The sequence below is a fragment of the Ignavibacteria bacterium genome (genome assembly GCA_016707005.1).
In the GTDB taxonomy this organism is placed as follows: Bacteria; Bacteroidota; Ignavibacteria; order Kapaibacteriales; family Kapaibacteriaceae; genus UBA10438.
Genome location: JADJIQ010000005.1, coordinates 1061070 through 1079764 on the forward strand (window position 1 = coordinate 1061070; position 18695 = coordinate 1079764).

Annotated in this window: 17 protein-coding genes and 1 tRNA gene; 9 read left to right on the plus strand and 9 right to left on the minus strand. The window is 53.0% G+C overall.

Going from position 1 to position 18695, the window contains the following annotated elements:
* Positions 1-9 precede the first annotated feature (9 nt).
* Positions 10-2115, plus strand: a complete 2106-nt coding sequence (locus tag IPI29_12810) for a S9 family peptidase (GenBank protein MBK7413426.1) — start codon at positions 10-12, stop codon at positions 2113-2115.
* 17 nt (positions 2116-2132) lie between these two features.
* Here the strand turns inward: IPI29_12810 and IPI29_12815 are convergent, their stop codons facing one another.
* The 6 genes from IPI29_12815 to IPI29_12840 form a co-directional block, all read right to left on the minus strand.
* A complete protein-coding gene (locus tag IPI29_12815; protein ID MBK7413427.1) occupies positions 2133-4265 on the minus strand; it encodes a T9SS type A sorting domain-containing protein in 2133 nt (710 codons plus the stop codon).
* 61 nt (positions 4266-4326) lie between these two features.
* Positions 4327-4836 (minus strand): GNAT family N-acetyltransferase, encoded by a 510-nt coding sequence (locus tag IPI29_12820; protein MBK7413428.1) that lies wholly within the window; start codon positions 4834-4836, stop codon positions 4327-4329.
* A 2-nt stretch (positions 4837-4838) separates the two neighbouring features.
* A complete protein-coding gene (locus IPI29_12825; GenBank protein MBK7413429.1) occupies positions 4839-5096 on the minus strand; it encodes a DUF3817 domain-containing protein in 258 nt (85 codons plus the stop codon).
* A gap of 5 nt (positions 5097-5101) precedes the next feature.
* Entirely contained in the window at positions 5102-6469 is a 1368-nt protein-coding gene (locus tag IPI29_12830; GenBank protein MBK7413430.1) for a hypothetical protein, read from the minus strand.
* Positions 6466-7203 (minus strand): hypothetical protein, encoded by a 738-nt coding sequence (locus IPI29_12835; protein MBK7413431.1) that lies wholly within the window; start codon positions 7201-7203, stop codon positions 6466-6468. The genes IPI29_12830 and IPI29_12835 overlap by 4 nt, the downstream gene beginning before the upstream one ends.
* 57 nt (positions 7204-7260) lie before the next feature.
* Positions 7261-7334, minus strand: a tRNA-Asn gene (locus tag IPI29_12840).
* 118 nt (positions 7335-7452) lie between these two features.
* On the opposite strand from IPI29_12840, the gene recO reads away from it, so the two are divergent.
* The 3 genes from recO to IPI29_12855 are packed head-to-tail and all read left to right on the plus strand — an operon-like array spanning position 7453 to position 10795.
* Positions 7453-8154: a DNA repair protein RecO gene (recO, locus tag IPI29_12845; GenBank protein ID MBK7413432.1), complete on the plus strand. Its 702-nt coding sequence runs from the start codon at positions 7453-7455 to the stop codon at positions 8152-8154.
* Between the two features lie 17 nt (positions 8155-8171).
* Entirely contained in the window at positions 8172-9470 is a 1299-nt protein-coding gene (locus tag IPI29_12850) for an HlyC/CorC family transporter (protein MBK7413433.1), read from the plus strand.
* Entirely contained in the window at positions 9467-10795 is a 1329-nt protein-coding gene (locus IPI29_12855; GenBank protein ID MBK7413434.1) for an alpha/beta fold hydrolase, read from the plus strand. Before IPI29_12850 ends, IPI29_12855 begins: the two co-directional genes overlap by 4 nt.
* Before the next feature lie 59 nt (positions 10796-10854).
* Here the strand turns inward: IPI29_12855 and IPI29_12860 are convergent, their stop codons facing one another.
* Entirely contained in the window at positions 10855-11550 is a 696-nt protein-coding gene (locus IPI29_12860) for a hypothetical protein (protein MBK7413435.1), read from the minus strand.
* Positions 11551-11615: 65 nt separating this feature from the next.
* Between IPI29_12860 and lpxB the strand changes: the two genes are divergently transcribed.
* Genes lpxB through IPI29_12885 form a run of 5 tightly spaced genes read left to right on the plus strand, consistent with a single transcriptional unit; the run spans position 11616 to position 16326 of the window.
* Positions 11616-12731 carry a lipid-A-disaccharide synthase gene (gene lpxB, locus IPI29_12865; protein ID MBK7413436.1) on the plus strand — a complete coding sequence of 372 codons (1116 nt, stop codon included), beginning with the start codon at positions 11616-11618 and terminating at the stop codon, positions 12729-12731.
* On the plus strand, positions 12728-13318 hold the full coding sequence (locus tag IPI29_12870; GenBank protein ID MBK7413437.1) for a lysophospholipid acyltransferase family protein: 591 nt from the start codon (positions 12728-12730) through the stop codon (positions 13316-13318). The genes lpxB and IPI29_12870 overlap by 4 nt, the downstream gene beginning before the upstream one ends.
* On the plus strand, positions 13312-14301 hold the full coding sequence (gene lpxK / locus IPI29_12875; protein MBK7413438.1) for a tetraacyldisaccharide 4'-kinase: 990 nt from the start codon (positions 13312-13314) through the stop codon (positions 14299-14301). Before IPI29_12870 ends, lpxK begins: the two co-directional genes overlap by 7 nt.
* Positions 14298-15020 (plus strand): gamma-glutamyl-gamma-aminobutyrate hydrolase family protein, encoded by a 723-nt coding sequence (locus IPI29_12880; protein ID MBK7413439.1) that lies wholly within the window; start codon positions 14298-14300, stop codon positions 15018-15020. The genes lpxK and IPI29_12880 overlap by 4 nt, the downstream gene beginning before the upstream one ends.
* A gap of 7 nt (positions 15021-15027) precedes the next feature.
* Entirely contained in the window at positions 15028-16326 is a 1299-nt protein-coding gene (locus IPI29_12885) for an NAD(P)/FAD-dependent oxidoreductase (protein MBK7413440.1), read from the plus strand.
* On the opposite strand, the gene IPI29_12890 is transcribed toward IPI29_12885, so the two are convergent.
* Together IPI29_12890 and IPI29_12895 are read right to left on the minus strand one after the other, a co-directional pair.
* Positions 16234-17997, minus strand: a complete 1764-nt coding sequence (locus IPI29_12890) for a hypothetical protein (protein ID MBK7413441.1) — start codon at positions 17995-17997, stop codon at positions 16234-16236. The genes IPI29_12885 and IPI29_12890 overlap by 93 nt on opposite strands.
* Positions 17985-18686 carry a hypothetical protein gene (locus IPI29_12895; protein MBK7413442.1) on the minus strand — a complete coding sequence of 234 codons (702 nt, stop codon included), beginning with the start codon at positions 18684-18686 and terminating at the stop codon, positions 17985-17987. The genes IPI29_12890 and IPI29_12895 overlap by 13 nt, the downstream gene beginning before the upstream one ends.
* Positions 18687-18695 lie beyond the last annotated feature (9 nt).

Here is an 18695-nt window from a genome sequence, read left to right on the forward strand (position 1 = left end):
GGTCTTGAAATGTCAACGAGCCTGATCATCGCAATCCTCATTGGAGCAACGGTCTTGACCAACGCACAGATATCGTATCCACAGACGCGTAGAGTTGGTGTAGCAGATACCATCCACGGAACCATCGTCACAGATCCCTATCGCTGGCTCGAGAACGACCGCGACCCCGAGGTCGAAGCATGGGTAGCCGAACAGGCAAAGACTACCGAGTCGTACCTGTTGAAGATCCCGTATCGCTACCGTGTGCTGGACCGGCTCCATACACTAACGAACTTCGTGCGCTACTCAGCCCCTTGGCATCGTGCAGGGATAACGTTCTACTACAAGAACACCGGTGCGCAGAATCATAACGTTCTGTATATGAAGCGAGATGGGTCTTCCGAGGCAGAGGTGCTCCTCGATCCCAACACCTTCAGCGAAGATGGAACGGTGGGGTTGGCCTTTGCATCGGAGAGTTTGGATGGGAAGTATCTCGCCTTTGGAAAGACCGAAGGTGGTTCCGATTGGAATGATATCTACATCATCGATCTGTCTACCAAACAGATCCTCCCGGAAGTTATCAAGTGGACGAAGAACAGTGGCGTGAGTTGGTATGAAGGGGGCTTCTACTACTCGCGATATCAGGCAAGTGATGGAAAGGAGAAGTCGCTCACAAAGAAGAACTCCTATCAATCGGTGATGTACCACAAGCTTGGAACCGCACAGGATAGTGATCAACTCATCTTCAGTGATCCGGATCATCCTGAGCAGTTCGTAGGCTGCTACGTTCTGGAGCGCTCAGAGTATCTCATCCGCTACGTTCGGCAAGGAGCCTCGGATGGAAATGAGATCTTCGTTCGGCCATTGCGGGAACCATCAGCCCCTTGGAAGAAGATCTTTGCATCTACCACTACATCGTTCTATCCGTCGCATGACGAGAAGGGGACGTTGTATGGCACATCAACAGACGGTGCACCGAACGGAAAGGTTGTTCGCATCGCAGATCCATTGGGTGCTGCTTCGTTTGAGACGGTTATTGCTGAACGCGAGAATGTACTCGATGCTGTGTCCTATGCCTCAGGACGGATGTTCCTCACGTGGATGATCCATGTACATCACGAGGTTGAGATCGCTGACATGAAGGGCAAGGTCATTGGCAAGATCGAACTGCCGGGCCTTGGAACGGTGTCAGGTTTTGGTGGTGAACTTGAGGATACAACCTTGTACTACACGTTCACAGCGCACACCTATCCAACAACGATCTTTGAGTACACCGTAGCCACAGGAGCAAGCCGAGTGTGGCAGAAGGTAGAGGCGAAGTTCGATCCCGAGCAATTTGCTGCGGAGCAAGTGTTCGTTACGAGCAAGGATGGAACGCGCATCCCAATGTTTATTCTGTCATTGAAGGGGCTCCCAAAAACCGGCACCGCTCCAACCATCCTCTACGGATACGGCGGGTTCAACGTGTCGCTCTACCCAAGCTTTAATGCCAATCTCATTCCGTGGCTTGAACAAGGCGGTGTTGTGGCCATCGCGAACCTGCGCGGTGGTGGTGAGTACGGAGAGGCATGGCATAAGGCCGGAATGCGGACGCAAAAGCAGAATGTGTTTGATGATGCCATTGCCTGTGCGGAGTGGTTGATCTCACACACGATCACACAACCCGGACTTCTCGCGATCAATGGCGGCTCGAACGGCGGATTGCTCGTTGGAGCCGTTGTGAACCAACGTCCGGATCTATTCAGGGTTGCTGTTCCCGAAGTTGGAGTGATGGACATGTTGCGATTCCAACTCTTTACAATTGGTTGGAACTGGCAGGCAGACTACGGAGAGATCACCAATAGTGATGAGTTCAAGGCGATGTATGCATATTCGCCCTATCATCAGCTACGCGAAAACGTCAACTATCCGTCAACGATGATCATGACCGCAGATCATGACGACAGAGTTGTCCCTGCACATAGCTTCAAGTATGCCGCCATGCTGCAGCATGTCTACAAGGGCGATCGACCAATGTTGCTGCGCGTGCAGATCAAGTCAGGTCACGGTGCCGTGAATCGAGATAAGCAACTCGAAGGAGTAGCCGATAAGTACTCGTTCATGTGGTATGAAATGGGAGTTACTCCTAGTTACTAGTTACTAGTTACTAACTACTAGTTACTAATTACTAAAGATGCGGACTGACCCGATGTGCCGATGATAGCGGTATATGTGCCTGACGGAAGAGAACGAACGTCCAATGCCACAACACCGTTGTCTGCAGTTGAGATCTGTTCAGCAACAGAAACTCCAAGAGCGTTGACGATCCGGATCGATATTGGTAGCGTTGTGGAGATCCCGGCGATGCGGACAACATCTCTACCAGGCGTAGGATAGACCGATGTTGAAATGACCGTTGTTTGTTCCTGAACACTAACGGGCTGTTCATTCTTCTCAATGATGCTGATGCCACTTCGTAGGAGATTTTCTTCTGCGTCAAGTTCAAGACCAACAGAAAATGACTGCAGTGTCATTGGCTCCGAAGTGATCGTTCCCATTGGCGTCATGTGAATAAGGCCGAGGGGGTAGGATACAAAGAGATGGCCGGTGTTCGTTAACACTGCATCAAGAATCGGTGGTTCAAGACCATTCGGTATGTCGAACGTACGCGATGTCCACGTGCTTCCACCATCTAGTGTGACAGCAAATTCAAGTCGACCTTCATTCTCGCTTCCGCCAACCACTCCAAAGACCTGCGCATTAGAGGCAGCGGCAACAGCGAATCCAACAGGTACATTGAGCTGGTGAACCGATGTTAGAGTAGGACCGTCGACGCGATAGAGGCCCTGTTCAGAAGCAACGTACAACGTGCCATCTGCTGTTTCAGCAATCCCGCTGAGTCGGATTGTATCGTCTACCGTGACGATTGGTGCCCACGTCAAACCAAGATCGGTTGACAGCTTAACCGCATTGCGCGTTGTAACAGCAATATTGCCATTCCGCCTCTTGCACAGATTCAGCTGATACACGTCGTTCTCTGTACCCGCTACGATACCCCATGAATTCCCATCATTCTCAGAACGGAACATGCCACGATTCGAGTTGATCAGGTATGTGGAGGGGGCTACATCAACAATATCACGAAGTGGAAAATCACCCGATGCTAGCGGTCGGTCCGGTATGATATCCCATGATGAACCGCCCACTTGTCCGCGATAAATGCTTCCATCAAACGACACAGCAATGATCGATGTGCCCTGAATGGCAAATCTCCAGATGGGTAATAGAAGAATTCCTTGAGTGCGCATGGTCCACTCAGATCCCCAGGTGTCGGAGAAGAGCGGTCCTGCATCATCGGGGAAGATGATGTTGTTCTCGCCAAAGCTGATCGGCCTGCGAACTCCTGTTGGAAGAGAGTCGTGACGTGTTGACCATACGAGCGAATCGTTCTTCAATCGATACACAGCAGTGAGATTGTTCTCGAATTGCGAAAAGAGAACGGCTCCTCCATCAGGAAACCCAACGATCTGTCGAGGGTAGAACGTTGCAACGGGAGAATCGAAGGTTGTGGAGACCCACGTTGAACCTTCGTTCGTTGTGGAATACACGGAGTCCAACGAGACCAGATAGAGTCTGCTTCCTGCTGTGCAGATGTTCTGGATAGGTGTGCCCCCTTCAGGAAGAGGAATGGTAGACCACGCGCCCTCAGCATCCCTTCGGCGGATCAAGAGACCGTTGTCGACCACATATGTTATTCCCACCGGAGACTCATGGATGCTCGACGGCATTTCGTCGAACCCAGCTTCAAAAGCCCACGATTGCCCACCATCGTTTGTTGAGAGCACAACCGTACTGTTCGTGGATCTGGCAAAGGCAAGCCCCTTCCCATTGCTCAGTCCGGCAACGAACAACTCGGCTCCTTGGAACTGTACCGGAACCTGAGATGTGGACCACGTATTCCCACCATCAAAGGTTGTGTAGATCTCTGTGAAGTCACCAGTTGTTGGATAGAGCGCAGCCACCTTCACATTGAATGGTCCGCGTAGAAAGGCCAAACGTGCATCAACGTTCATGTCTTCTAGGCCAAGGGGCTTCTTGGGCGAGATCGACGTCCAGGTTAGGCCTTTGTCTGTGGATTTCACCACAAAGAGTCCAATGTTGCCGAAGAGTGTGCCTTCGTCATCAACGACGATTTCATCGAGCTGTCCGCCATAGATCGGCGAGCTAACGGGCGTCCATGTTTGGGCGAGTCCACCTACGGTGGCAAGGATGAAACACAATGCGAATGTTGTGGTGAAGAAACGCATGAAGGACTCCGATGTGATGACAGCGAAGATAGCAGGTAGATGTCTAACTGGACTCGATGCTCTATCGATGGATCTCAAAGACCAGATGTTCCACTCGTGAGCCATCTGGCTCTAACAGGTCTTCCCTTCGAACGAACGTTGCCCCTATCCTTTGCACGGCCGTTTGTGACCGGATATTACTAGCGCCGATCTGGAAGAGCACACGATTCACATATTGAAAGGCGTGGTCGATCATGAGTTTCTTCATCTCATGATTGTATGATCCGCCCCAGTAACGTCGCGCAAGAAATGTGTAACCGATAAAGACGTGGTCGGTGACTGTGTCCAGACCATAGAACCGCGTTGATCCAATGACTTCTTGTGTCACTGCGTTGATCACGGCAAATGCTCCACGCGAATCCATCGCCCCCTGAAAGAACTTTTCAAACACATCGCGTTTGTATCTATCGCGATTGGGATGTTGCTCCCAGATCAACGGGTCTGAAGCCACAGCGTATAATGCCTCCAGATCATCATGTCGCAACGGTCTGAGGCGAATTCGTTCAGAAGCAAGATCGGGTTGTAGATCCATGCCTAACCTTTTGTGGCAATGCGGATCGGACCAAGAGGAAGGATCCCTGCGAACAGTCCCCAAAACGTCTGTTTCCACGACCAATCTTCCGCGTTCGACCGACGAATGACCATGAAACAATAGGCAACGAAGAGAACGCCGTGAATAGGTCCGAGGATCTTCACGCCAAGTTGTTGATCGGCGAAGTACTTCAGCGGCACGGCAACAAAGAGCAGGAGAAGGTAGGAGGTTACTTCGGCGTAGGCGATGAGTTTGAACATGGGGGCTACGGTAGTGTATACGATACAACGAGCTGAGCTCCGAGGTAGGCAGCTGATTGATCTGAAATGTTGAAAGAAGCCATCCATTCAAGCCCAAGTCCATCGTGACCCTTGATATCGTCAAAGTCCGATGTCAGTCCCAATTGATACGTTGCAGTGCCACGTATACCAAAAGCGATGCTCCGAGATATAGCACACATCACCTGTAGATTCCAGGTAGCATCGATAGCTATCCCACTTCCAGTTGATGTGACGTTCGTTGAGTCTACGTAGGTGCGTGTTCGATACGAGAGGAAGGAAGGCCCAAGACCTAGTGTAGTTGTCACGCCAAACGTTCGGAATCCTATATCATCCAAGGCGAGGATGTGCCATGTTCCAAGTACCTGCAAAAGGTACTCGTCCATGCCAAGAGAATTCTGAAGAGTGAGGTCGTCTATGGTAGGGGGCTGAGCACTGATTGTTCCACGGAGCCCGACATCGAAGGAAGGTCCCATTGCAATCGATGCATCTAGTCCGAACGAATACATCAACGGCTGGAATGTCAATGGAGTACCATTCGATCCGTTACTTGAACTCTTGACCACTGCTTCCGGGGCTTTCCTTGTAGAAAGGAATCCTCCAAAGGCGGCGAACGACGATCCCGTTCTTCGCGGACAAACAATGGCGTAAGATGCACCGGGTCCAAGTTCTTCTTGAGGTTCAGCAATACACGATACGAACTCTGGAGGAATGCCGAACAGATACGCACGCTCTGGGCACGTAAGCTCAACCGCCGTGCGAAACTGTTGAACATTCCCTTCTACGCGATACCAAATGGGTGAACCTGAACTAGCGTCCTTCGATAGGGTCTCTATCTGAGCGCTTGGAATGCACGTGAACGCCTTCGTTTGAAGATGCAGCTGGGGTGAAAACACCGATGAGTCAGACAGGAGAAGGCAGTCATCCGATGCTATAAGAGGAATGCCTGTCTTGATGACGCCATTCATCGTGCGTACTGAAACTGGCTTCACTCTTGAGTTGAAGTAGCGTACCGGAACCACACGGCCAAGAATACGTCTTAATGCCGAGTCGTTGACGAAAGCATCAGTCTTACTGGCAAGGAGTTTTTCATAGTCGTTAAGGTAGCGTTCAAGGATCGGAATCTCGTCTGATGTGAATGTGATAGTATCAACATCAAGCCCATTTCGCATTCCGATGATGTACACGTTGTTTGTTCGTACAACCCTCAACGAATCCATTGGATCAAATCGACGAGCAATGCCAAAGTATGTCTGTACATTTTTATGAACCGTAGATCCAACCCGTGGGAGTTGCGATATGGCAGTTGAGACGATGAAGAGGAATGATACTGCAACAGTATAAACAGTTCTCATTCCACCACCGGAATGAGTTTGCTGAAATCAGGCATGACCATTCTGAATTTCACGCCATCACTAAAAAGTACCTGTCTGCTCGCTACGACGGATCGACTAATCTGAAGGACCAGCTCCTCGCCGATTGTGCTTTGAGCAGCGAAGTCTGATGCACTGAATGAGATTGAAGATCTACCGTCATCCTCGAAGGTCGCCGTTTTCAGAAGACGCAAAGTTCCATTGGCGGAATCATAAACCCGCGCAATCAACACCTCGTCTGGTCGAATTTCAGGTGCAAAACTGACAACAAGTCCTTCTGTCTTCGATGCAGCAGGATTACCCTCAACACTCGTGAGTTGTCCTAGCGAAAAACTCGTGGAACTTCGAAAGTTTCTTGGACTGCGATATGCTATTGTAAGACTGTCAACCGAGGTTGATAGGTACAGCTTCTCTGGCGTACCTCGAAATGGAAATCCGTACAGGAGATTTCGAGATTCACCATTCACAACCAAAGTAGCTCCGTCGATCTGTTCAACTTCATATCCATGAAGACTCGAAGTAGCCTTCATTGTGACCGCCCAGCGGTTGTCTAACTCTTCGTATTCGGCGAAAACTGATAGTAAGACACGTGGATAGATGTCTATTTGATTATCCACCCCAACAGAGTTCGGATCATCGAGCGTCCCTACGTAATGGCTGCAAGATGACGTCAGAAAGCTCAGTGATAAGGAAAGGAAGACAATGAGGCCCTTCATTTTGATCCCTCCGAAAACAAAAAACGGCCAGAAACATGTGTCTCTGACCGGATCGTGCTCCGCAGCAGGGACTTGAACCCCGGACCCTCTGATTAACAGTCAGATGCTCTAACCAGCTGAGCTACTGCGGAATGAGGACTGCGAATATACGGGTTCCTCCAAAACCCACAAAACCGCTTCGTAACGTCGTAACGTCGTAACGTCGTAACGTCGTAACCCCGTAACCCCGTAACCCCGTAACTTCCTCCCATGATCGTCTCTTCCGAAGCCATTGTCCTGCATTCGCGCCGTTTTGGGGATTCTTCGCGGATCGTGACGTTGTATTCTGCCGAATTGGGGAAGGTAACGGTGGTTGCCAAGGGCGCTCGGACAATGAAATCATCGTTTGGGGCGGCCTTGGAGCCCCTTTCCCATGTTCGATGCACGATCTATCACGGACGGAACAAGGAGCTCCATACGCTTTCGGCAGCAGAGACGGTTAGGGCCAGAAAGCGGGTAGGGGGCTCTCTTGACCTTCTTCGTGCCGGCCTATTGATGTGCGACGCGTTGGTGCGCACCCAGACGCAGGAACAGCCCGATAAACGGGTCTTTGACCTTATTGCGGATGCGTTGGAACGTCTGGAAACGGCCGAAGAAAACGATGCCTACAGCGTGAGTCTCTTCATGCGTCTCGCGCTGGCGGAGATCATGGGCTTTGGACTGCCGGGCTCGCCATCACCCGTAAGTGGGGTGGTGCGTGTTGGGGTCACCGATGGCGTTGCTCGGATCGATGGAGAAGACGGACTCCGCCTGGCCCATTCTGTGTATGCCCACGTTCTTGCGGCTCTCGCTGGTGAACTCCGAGAGATACCGGAACATGATCAGTTGGAACTCGAGGGTTTCCTCTCACTTTATTTTTCGCATCATCTGGATAAGCGCATTCCTTCGAACGCTTTCAATGCCATGCGATGAACCCCGTATATTGAACGATGGCTTGGAATATTGCGCTGACGCTGTTTTTTGTGTTTCTCAACGGATTCTTCGTTGCGGCTGAGTTCGCTATCGTTAAGGTCCGCGCGTCGCAGATCGAACTCAAGGCTCGCGAAGGAAACTTCCTTGCCGGTATCGCCAAACATATCCTTGAGCATCTCGATTCCTACCTGAGTGCCTCACAGCTTGGGATCACGCTCGCCTCGCTTGGACTTGGCTGGATAGGAGAGAGCGTCGTGTCCACCATCGTAAGCGACGCTGCTCACATGATGGGCATCAACATCGATGCAGCCGTCCTTCACACGATCTCTGTTGTGATCGCCTTTGCCATCATCACGGTCTTGCACATCGTTGTTGGCGAACAAGCTCCGAAGACGTACGCTATTCGTCGGTCCGAATCTGTAACGCTTGCCGTTGCAATTCCGATGCGCGTGTTCTTCATCGTGTTCCGTCCGGTGATCTTCGTCCTCAACTGGATGTCGAACGCCATGCTGAGCATGGTCGGCATCGAACCCGCAACGGAGCACGACGTACATTCTCCTGAAGAGCTCCGCTACCTGATCGCAGAAAGTTCTAAGCAGGGGGCTTTGGAGTTCTCTGAACGTGAGTTGATCGAGAACGTCTTTGAATTCACGGAAACCACGGCCGACCAGGTGATGGTGCCACGGTCGAAGATCGTTGCCCTCGATAGTACGCTGCCTGTGGATGCATTGCTCGACCGTGTGATGAATGAAGGCTATTCGAGATTGCCGGTCTACCGTGGTTCCATCGACAACATCGTTGGGATCGTCTATGCAAAGGACCTTCTCACACTGATGCATCACAAGGACCTCATCATCCTGCAGGATATTCTGCATGCCCCCTACGTGGTTCAAGAAGATGTGAAGATAAAACGCCTTCTTCGTGATATGCAGCGCGATAAGGTTCACATGGCCGTGGTGATCGATGAGTTCGGCGGTACGGCAGGTATGCTTACGCTAGAAGACATCATCGAAGAACTCGTTGGAAGTATTCAAGATGAGTATGACGACGAAGCACCACTTGTAGAGCGGCACACGTCCGGCTCCTATGAGCTTGATGCGGCCATTCATATCGACGAAGCAAACGACATGTTGCCCATTGCGCTTCCTGAGAGCGATGACTATGAAACGCTTGGCGGACTGATCAACGTGCAGGCCGGACGTATTCCGAACGTAGGGGATGTGGTGATGTTGGACGACTATGTCTGTACGATCCTCGAGAGCTCGCCCCGTCGAGTTGAGCGCGTGAGACTCGTAGCAAGGTCTGTTGCATCATGATCCGTCGCGCTGCTGTCCTACTCGCCGGCGCCCTTCTGATCTCATCCTGCGCGTCGGTTCCTTCGCGTATCGCATCACTGAAGTCGTGCCCTAACGTAGCACCCGTCACCACGATGAAGGTGCCGTATCCGATCATCCTTTTGCATGGACTCGGACAGAAGGCCGATGTGTGGCATGGAAGTGCAACGCAGTACTTCTCCAAGGATCTTGGCCTTTCCTACGGAGGTGATCTCCGCGTTGATAGCAACGGGCAATTGAACACGGCATCACCACGTGGTGGTGATGCAGACTTTTATACCGTTGCATTCTCTGACCCTCATGACTCTGTAAACGCATGGAGAGATGAACTGGATCTGTGCATTCAACATGTGTTGAAGCAAACTGGAGCTGATCGTGTGATCCTCGTTGGCTATAGCATGGGAGGGCTGGCGGCTCGCGCCTACCTTGTGAAGAGATTCACAGACCATCATGTGAAACGACTCATCACGATAGGAACGCCCCATCTCGGGTCTCCCTACGCCCGCATCTGGTCATGGAAGACCGAGATGGAGCAATGTGTTCGTGAACAGAACATCGTCATCGCTCAGCCGTGCAAGGCAGCTCTTGCAGCTATTCAAGGGGCTGAGGGTGATGTACCCTTCAACGCGCCGGCAGTGAGAGATCTCCGACGTCCCGAAGATGGTGGCGAGTTCTTACGAAGACTATCGAAGTATGCTCACCCGCTCGATGTGGAATATGTGAGCGTGATCGGAGACGTAGATGTTCTTGACGAGGTGAAAAATCTCAGAGAAGGTGCTGTTCAAGAGTTGCTTCGCAAGGTTCTCTCTGTTGGAGGTGGGTCCTTTGCAGAACTGTTTGAAGCCGGAGACGGTGTTGTGAGCACGAAGAGTCAGGACATCATGAACATAGAGTACTTCACCGTGGACAGATCGCGTCGGCGCGCCGCTCGCGTTGTGAACGTTGGAAGCGTTCATGTTGATCATCTTGCAAAAAGCTCTGATGTTCAACGTATGGTTCTGGAAGACAAGGCTGAGTTCAAAGGGGCTTCTGTCTGTCTCGTCAACGGAGAACCTACGCTTCTCGTAGACGTTGCAGACCATATCCCTGCCCTCTGTGAGGTGTCGGTTGATATTGTTGGTGTACAAACACCACGCAAGGTATCAAGGCGTGGAAGCGCAGTACTCTGCAGAACGCAGGACGGCATTGTTGCTAGATTCTTCGTCCCGCTCACAGGCGTTCCGTTGGACGGCGCCGAACCCTATTCATTGAAGATCACCATCACCAATACGTTTGGGTATACAACCACGTCTTCCATTGCCTGGTAAGAAAAATGCCGGACCCATCATCGATGGATCCGGCATTTCATAGAGTCTTTACGGTATGCTTATCTGGCAAGCATGAGTGGCTTGGTGTCCGTGAAACCTGGAGCAGACATCACAACATAGTAGAGCGATGAGCTCATGTTGTGATCCTTGGTATTCATTGCTACAGTGTGTTCGCCCGACGGAAGAACATCGTTCACAAGAGTAGCAACAACGTTGCCCACCAGGTCTACAACGCGAACAGTTACAAGAGCGGTCTCGCGTGTTGTGAACGACAGGGTTGCACGGTCGAAGACCGGATTCGGGGCAACCTCGCCAAGTTCAAATGCAGATGTCGTGGTACCGTTGAGTCCGGCAACGCCTTCGTTACCACCCGTTTGGGTGTTCACTTGGAACGCACGTTGCTCAACCACAACACGTATCGGAGCTGAAACCACAGTGGCACACGGGTTGGACATCTTTACAGTGTAGACGCCATTCATGTCCTCACTGGCTGCGGAATAGCGCAGGTCCTGAGTGGTTTCATTCGGGATGGCAACGCCATCTTTGAACCATTGGATGCGATAATAACTCACATCTTGGCCCTTATTGACGGTCAGGAGGAACTCGCCTCCGGCCGGCATCCGCTTCATTGTTGCACCCTTGGCGCCATCAACATCTGCTTGGCGCGGGGTAGGGAGAATACGGACGGAGATACCAGCCGATGCCATGGTGGCTACGGCTATAAATACGGCGATGGTGGTGATTACGCTACGCATGGGGATCCCTGTATTGGTCAGTGACTCTAATATACCGAGTTTGCAGTCATCATTTCTCGTGCCAAATGCCACCCGACCCAAACAGACCTACCAGAATCTTCATCACCGCCGGCGATCCCTCGGGGGATGCCCATGCTGCGCGGCTGATGGCCGAGATCCGAAAACGCATCCCAGATGTGGTTTTTGAGGGTTTTGGAGGCCCTGCGATGGAGCTGGAGGGTTTGCGTTCGTTAGCACATATCCGAGATCTGGCGGTAACAGGGTTCTGGGAGGTAGCGAAGCGCTATCGGTTCTTCCGCGACCTCATGAAGCGTTGTGAACGAGCAATTGAAAGATCTCGACCTGTTCTTTTTATCCCGGTGGATTATCCTGGCTTCAATCTGCGCCTTGCGGCCAAGGTTCGCAGCCATAGGCTTCGAGTAGCATGGTATATCGCGCCGCAATTGTGGGCCTGGGGCGAAAAACGCGCCAAGGACCTGGCGGCGGCCGTCGATCGTCTGCTTGTTGTGTTCCCGTTTGAAGTTGAGTTCTTCTCCCGACACGGCATACGTGCGGAATACGTTGGACACCCATTGTCAGAGTCGATCGATCCGGTCTATGCTCCCACGAGATCGGCAACAGAGGTCTTGCTGATGCCTGGGTCGAGGAAACAAGAAGTGCTTCATCACAGTCCGCTTCTTGCCGAAACCATCAATAGGCTTCAACGCACGCGGCCCGACCTCACGTTCGTTGTTGCACAAGCTCGCAACGTAGACCTACAAGCCCTTAAGCCCCTTATTGATGTGGGAGCAACGATTTCCACGAATGCGGAGCGATCAATGGCCACGGCAACTGCGGGACTTATCAAGGCAGGCACGTCTACACTGGAAGCAGCGATGAGGGGGCTACCCTTCGCTACCTATTATCGCACGTCCATGCTGACGTATGAAGTAAGTAAGCGCCTCGTGAATGTCACCTCTGTAACGATGATGAATCTGCTCCTGAACAGGCCCGTGATCCATGAGTACATCCAAGGTGATGCCACCGCAAAAAACCTGGAACTGGAAGTGATCGATCTCGTGTCGAATGTTGACCGCCGTATGGAGCTCACTCAGGCGATGAATGAGGTGCGTTCGCTGTTATCTGGGGGCGGAGCCAGTGCGAATGCCGCTACGATCATTGCCGAAATGGTGAACCGATGAAGTCGCGTGTTGCCTCGGTAGCCATCAGAGCGCTTGCTCGAACCTGGTCTATGCATGTCGAAGGCAGGTTCCCAACCGGACCATGCATTGTAGCGTTCTGGCATGGTGAGATGCTGCCGGTGTGGTTCGCATTCCGCGCGTTACGTCCGGTAGCGCTCGTAAGTCCAAGTACCGATGGAGCCATCCTTGCAGACCTGCTCACCGATTGGGGATACACCGTGGTGAAGGGCTCATCTTCTCGAGGCGGGAAGGAGGCCCTGCAGATCATGGTAGAACAGGCTGCCAATAGCGTTGTCCTCATCACACCGGATGGTCCGCGCGGTCCGGCCCATGTTGCAAAGCCCGGTGCCGTTATCGCTGCACATCGTGCCGGCGTGCCTCTCGTCCTCGTGCGGATGCGTGCAACACGAACAAAGGTCTTTGAGCGATCCTGGGACAGATTCCAACTTCCTCTTCCCTTCGCACAGATCACGCTTCATGTGTCGGCACCGATCGAAGTTCCGTCCTTCCTCACACGTGAGGAGATCGACGGGGTGATCGCTGATGTCACCGAACATCTGCATCGCTTGGGAAGTGTAACATGCTGACACTGCTCTCAAAGGTCTATTGCGCCGTTGTTGCTCGACGCAATGCCGGCTATGATGCACAACGCAGACCTATCGCGCACGTAAGTGTCCCGGTGATCAGCGTTGGGAATATCTCCGTTGGCGGAACCGGTAAGACCCCTGTGGTGCAAGCCGTTGTACGCCAGCTTCAAACTCTCGGACTTCATCCGGCGATCGTCATGCGCGGATATCGAAGATCTTCAACGGGGCTCCTTGTTGTTCATGACGGAACCTCTACTCGTGCATCGGTTGCCGAGGCCGGAGACGAAGCCTATCTCCATGCCGTTTCGCTTGGCGTACCGGTTGTTGTCAGCAAGGACAAGGTCGAAGCGGCTACCTACGCCGCCACCACTATGCCATGTGATGTGATCGTTGTTGATGATGGCTTTCAACATCGAGCGTTGCATCGCGATCTCGATGTTGTGCTTGTAGACCGACAGACCTTGACTGGTTCGCTTCTACCGTCAGGACGACTGCGCGAACCGCTTGCGTCTCTCTCAAGAGCAGATGTGGTGTTGTGTATGGGTGATGTTGATCCCGTTGAAGTGTTGCCCTACAAACAGAGCAGTGCACTCGCACTCTCATGTGCGGTTGAGGCACGCTCGGCAAGGTCGATCGCGAACGAATCGGTTGAGCTTGATCCTGGCGCAGAGGTTGTTGCCGTTGTCGGAATAGCCAGACCAGAGCGATTTCTTCGAACTCTCGAACAACTCGGATATCGTGTTGCGGAACAGGTGGTCTTCCCGGATCATCACCGATACACGAACAAGGACGTGGATCGTCTTTGCTCCGTAGCCGAATCACGGAAAGCCGTTCTTGTTACCACTGAAAAAGACCTTGTGAAACTTCGCCCGTACATGTTCGTTAACGGCGCCCAACGAGTGCCGATGTATGTGGTTTCGATACATGCCATTCTTCGGGACGATGCGTTCAGCGCATTGCTCAAACAAAGGACAACACGATGACGATCGCGATCTCCAAGGCATCCGGTGCCGCGAATTATGAAAAGTATGGTCAGTGGATTCGTGCTGTTGATCCCGATATCACGGTCATCGATCTCCATGGAATGTCTGCGGAAGACGCAGTGGCACAACTCCGGACGTGTGACGGGCTCATACTCAGTGGTGGACCAGACGTTGACCCGGTTCGATACAATGAACCGGAGAAGAAGTCGGTCTGCGGTCCGATCGATGATGTCCGAGACGCATTGGAGTTCGCGTTGGTTGAAGAAGCCCGCGAGCAGCGTATGCCGGTGTTGGGTATCTGCAGAGGTGCCCAGCTTCTGAATGTTGCCTACGGTGGCACACTCGTAGCGGACATTCCAAGTGTTCGTCCGAGCGACGTAGAACATCGTCAGCTCGACGGAGTTGACGCGAAACACAGCGTGCATGCAGAACCCGGCTCGATCCTTCGTCGGATCGCCGGCGTCCTCGACTCCGACGTGAACTCTGCACACCACCAGGCCGTTGAAAAGCTCGCTGCGGTCTTCACCCCGTCAGCACTCTCGCCGGATGGAATAGTGGAAGCGTTTGAATGGGGCGATGCAACGATGGGCGGAAAGCCCTTTCTTCTTGCTGTGCAGTGGCATCCGGAGCGTATGAACTATGATGAGCCCCTTTCGCTCAACATTGCGCGACATTTTCTTCACGAGGCCGATGCGTATTCGGTCCTGATCAGACGGTAACAACATCATGCCTACTGGTGGACGACGCAGAGTGGTGATCGTAGGGGGCGGGTTTGGCGGACTCAGTGCTGCAAAAGCCCTCATGAACTCCGATGTGGACGTAACCCTCATCGATAAGACCAATCACCACCTCTTTCAACCGTTGCTGTATCAAGTAGCAACGGCGGCACTCTCTCCCGGAGACGTTGCTCAACCTATTCGAAGCATTCTTCGCTCGTCGCGGAACCTCCATGTTGTGATGACCACGGTCACCAACATTGATACCCAACGCAAGGAGGTGATCACCACCGACGGCGCCTACCAATACGATTCATTGATCCTTGCGCCGGGAGCGCGACACTCCTACTTCGGCCATGAAGAATGGGAACAGAATGCTCCCGGACTCAAGGACCTCTCCGATGCTTTGCTCATCCGTGAGCGTATCCTTCGCACGTTCGAAGAAGCCGAACACCATGCCGCCACGGTTGTAGCCCGAACGATGCTCACCTTCGTTGTTGTAGGGGGCGGACCAACCGGTGTTGAATTGGCCGGGGCCATCGCTGAGATCTCTCTTCGTACGATGCTTCCGGACTTCCCTCGACTCAAACGAAGCGATGTACGTGTGATCTTGGTAGAGGGCGGACCACGCATTCTCTCATCGTTCAGCGAATCTCATTCTATCAAGGCCGTGAAGATGCTTCAACGTCTTGGCGTTGAGGTGATGTGTGATTCTGCTGTATCTGATGTGAGCGATCATGGTGTAATGGTTGGGAATGAGTTCATCGCCAGCAGAAACGTGATCTGGGCGGCCGGGAATAAGGCCTCGCAGTTGCTGGAGACGCTCGATGTTGAGCTCGATCGTGCAGGACGTGTCCTTGTGAATCCCGACTGCAGTGTGCCGCTTCTTTCGGATGTCTTTGTGATCGGTGATGGGGCACATTTCAACACACTGAATGGTCCGCTTCCGGGTGTGGCGCAAGTGGCCATGCAACAAGGTGTCTACGTAGCCAAGTTGATCAAAAAGAACATTCCTCGCGAGGGGAGAGCCCCCTTCCACTATCGCGATTATGGGACAATGGCTACGATCGGCCGAGCCAAGGCTGTTGCCCATGTTTTTGGGATCCGCTCATCGGGACTTATCGCATGGTTGATGTGGGCGGTGATCCATGTGATGCAGCTCATCAGCTTCCGCAATAGACTCAAGGTGATGGTTGAGTGGATGTGGTACTACATCTCATTCCAGCCGGGAGCCAGACTCATCATCGACCGCGATGAAGTCTCGCCTGCCGGAAGCACGCAACCGAAGATCGACCTGAAACAACGCTGATCGATCGGTGCGCGTATCACGATCGACAACGCGTCGATCCTCATGAAACGCACACGAGGCCGCGATCCATGGAGCGATCTGCCAGCGAATGGCAATGCTCCACCGAGCCCCCTTCCCATTGGCAACAACGGTTGTAAGTGCACCAAGAACCGTTGCATCCAACATTCTCGGTGCAATGGTTCCCGACGTAGAAGAGAACTGCGTCCACCGTCCGCGCAACGTCAGATCTGCACGCGCCTGCCAACGAACATCGAGAAAGAGTAGCGCACCATTGTCTACTAGTGATGTCGATCTCCAGGATATACTTCGCAGATCACAACGAATTCTACCCTGCACGTTTGGCGCTATCGGCAGGTCAGTATCGATCCGAGCCATCACGTAGTTCGATACATCCATTCTGCGATCTCCATCGAGCGAAACAGCATCCAACGAACGTTCGTATCGCAACCGCGTGCTGATGTTCACCCCCTTCCATGGACGTAGGAAGAAATCGGCGGTCCCATCAAGGACAGATGTTGGTAGTGGCACCAGATACGATCTGCTGATCCTTCCACCGTAGGACAGTGATGCCAGAAGTGACATATGGTTCGAGAAAGCCGATCTGTAGTACACCAATATTCCTGAATGATTGGAGGGGGCCGATGATGTCCCGGAAGAGAGACCAAACGGCGATCTCATGTCCACATCATAGCGCCAAAGTGAAAACCCAAGCTCAGTGCGTGCCAAGTGGTATTGGCCTTGCAGATGACCCGACCACTTCAAACTCTGATCCACTGCCAGCTCGCTCCGAAGAATGCCGTTGCCGATGTTCTTCGTTGCTGTTAGTGAGTGAAAAGAATGTTGTTGTGTTGATACTGCCGAGAGAGTGAGTGATGCGACCGAAAAGTCGCGCGTGATCGCACAGGCATAGATCATCTCCGACAGATCATTCAGCGTTGAACGACCGATCGAACCAAGAACCTCGATGCCAGTGGAGGGGATCGGCGCACGGATGACCAAGCCCCGTATCGACCCCACTTGAGAGGAAGACGTCCATGGGCGCATGGTTAACGCATTGTCTGCATTCCCGATCACATCAGCTGGTGAGCGAGACAGTCCGCTTGAGGTACCCATGATGAGTCCGGTCCCAAGACTCATCGCCACGTCGCCGGCTGCGATGTGGATGTTTTCAAGATCTACCGTTGCCCACGCTCCGATCACAGACGGCGTGGCATCCAGACGTTGTGCATACACGGCCCCTGCTCTGCCGAATGCATGATCGATATTGATCCGGAGAAGCCCCATACCCTCGGTTGCTGTTGGCACCCGTACACGTGCCGATGCCGATCTGATCGATCCGCCGCAGGAACATTGCAACGTTGTACATGATGTAAGCAGGATGAATTGGTCGGGTGATAAACAGAGTGAATCACACAACACACTGATCGACGTGATCCCTCCCGCATCCACGGCGCGTACGATCCTGCCGGCAGTGCGTTGAGAGATGCCGGGTATCTCCGTCAGTTCATAGGCATCACAACATCGAAGGCAAAGGGGCTCCTCCCTTCGTCGTTCCAGGACGTCGAGAGCTGGAGCTGCCCATGCACTCTCGAGCAGATCGTCGAGTTGTGCAGCTACGATGCCGGGGAGCAGCAAGGCAATGATCAAACTGATCCGCCTCACCATGGCCACCGTAGCGCGATATGCGACGAGAATCCAAGGTCTTCCACATTGTTGAAGCCAACCACGACGTCGATGGGTTCGATCGTTGACAGACGAACATCGAGCCGGAGCGTGAGCGGTGAGGCCAGAACAGAGCCTACCAGAGTGAGCTCCTGTGATGGAATCCATCTGCCGGTGAGCATTGAGGTGAGCTCCTGAGCCCCATTCATGATCAGGTCAAACGACCCTTCCACCTCGGGCATTGAGTACCCTGCTGAACATCGTAAAGAGGGAAGGGGCTCAACACCTACTACCGCGATATCGTCGATGGCAGCGCCAAACGTCCATTCCTCCTTCCTCATCGTGGCATGGACCCCAACACGCAGATCTGCGGTGTTTGAGAAGCCCCGAAAGACCATCACGGTGGATTCAGCGCGAAGTCCGATCGAAAACCCTGTGCCAAGCGACCACCGTCTGCGAGCGCCGAACGAGACCCGTGCATGTTCCGAGAACGCATACCCCGAGATCCACGCTGAGACCTCAGCTGAAGGCAGGCCGACCACGATCATGGCCGTAGAAAGCTCCGAGAGTCCGTAGGGGGCAGGAGTAACGGTGAAGACAACGGCGGAATCCACCCCTTTGGAAGGCACATAGACCGCATCCTGGTCCGTGAGAACCCCGATCCCCGAGGCGCTCTGTTGTGCGCATAATTCGCACATCAATACGCA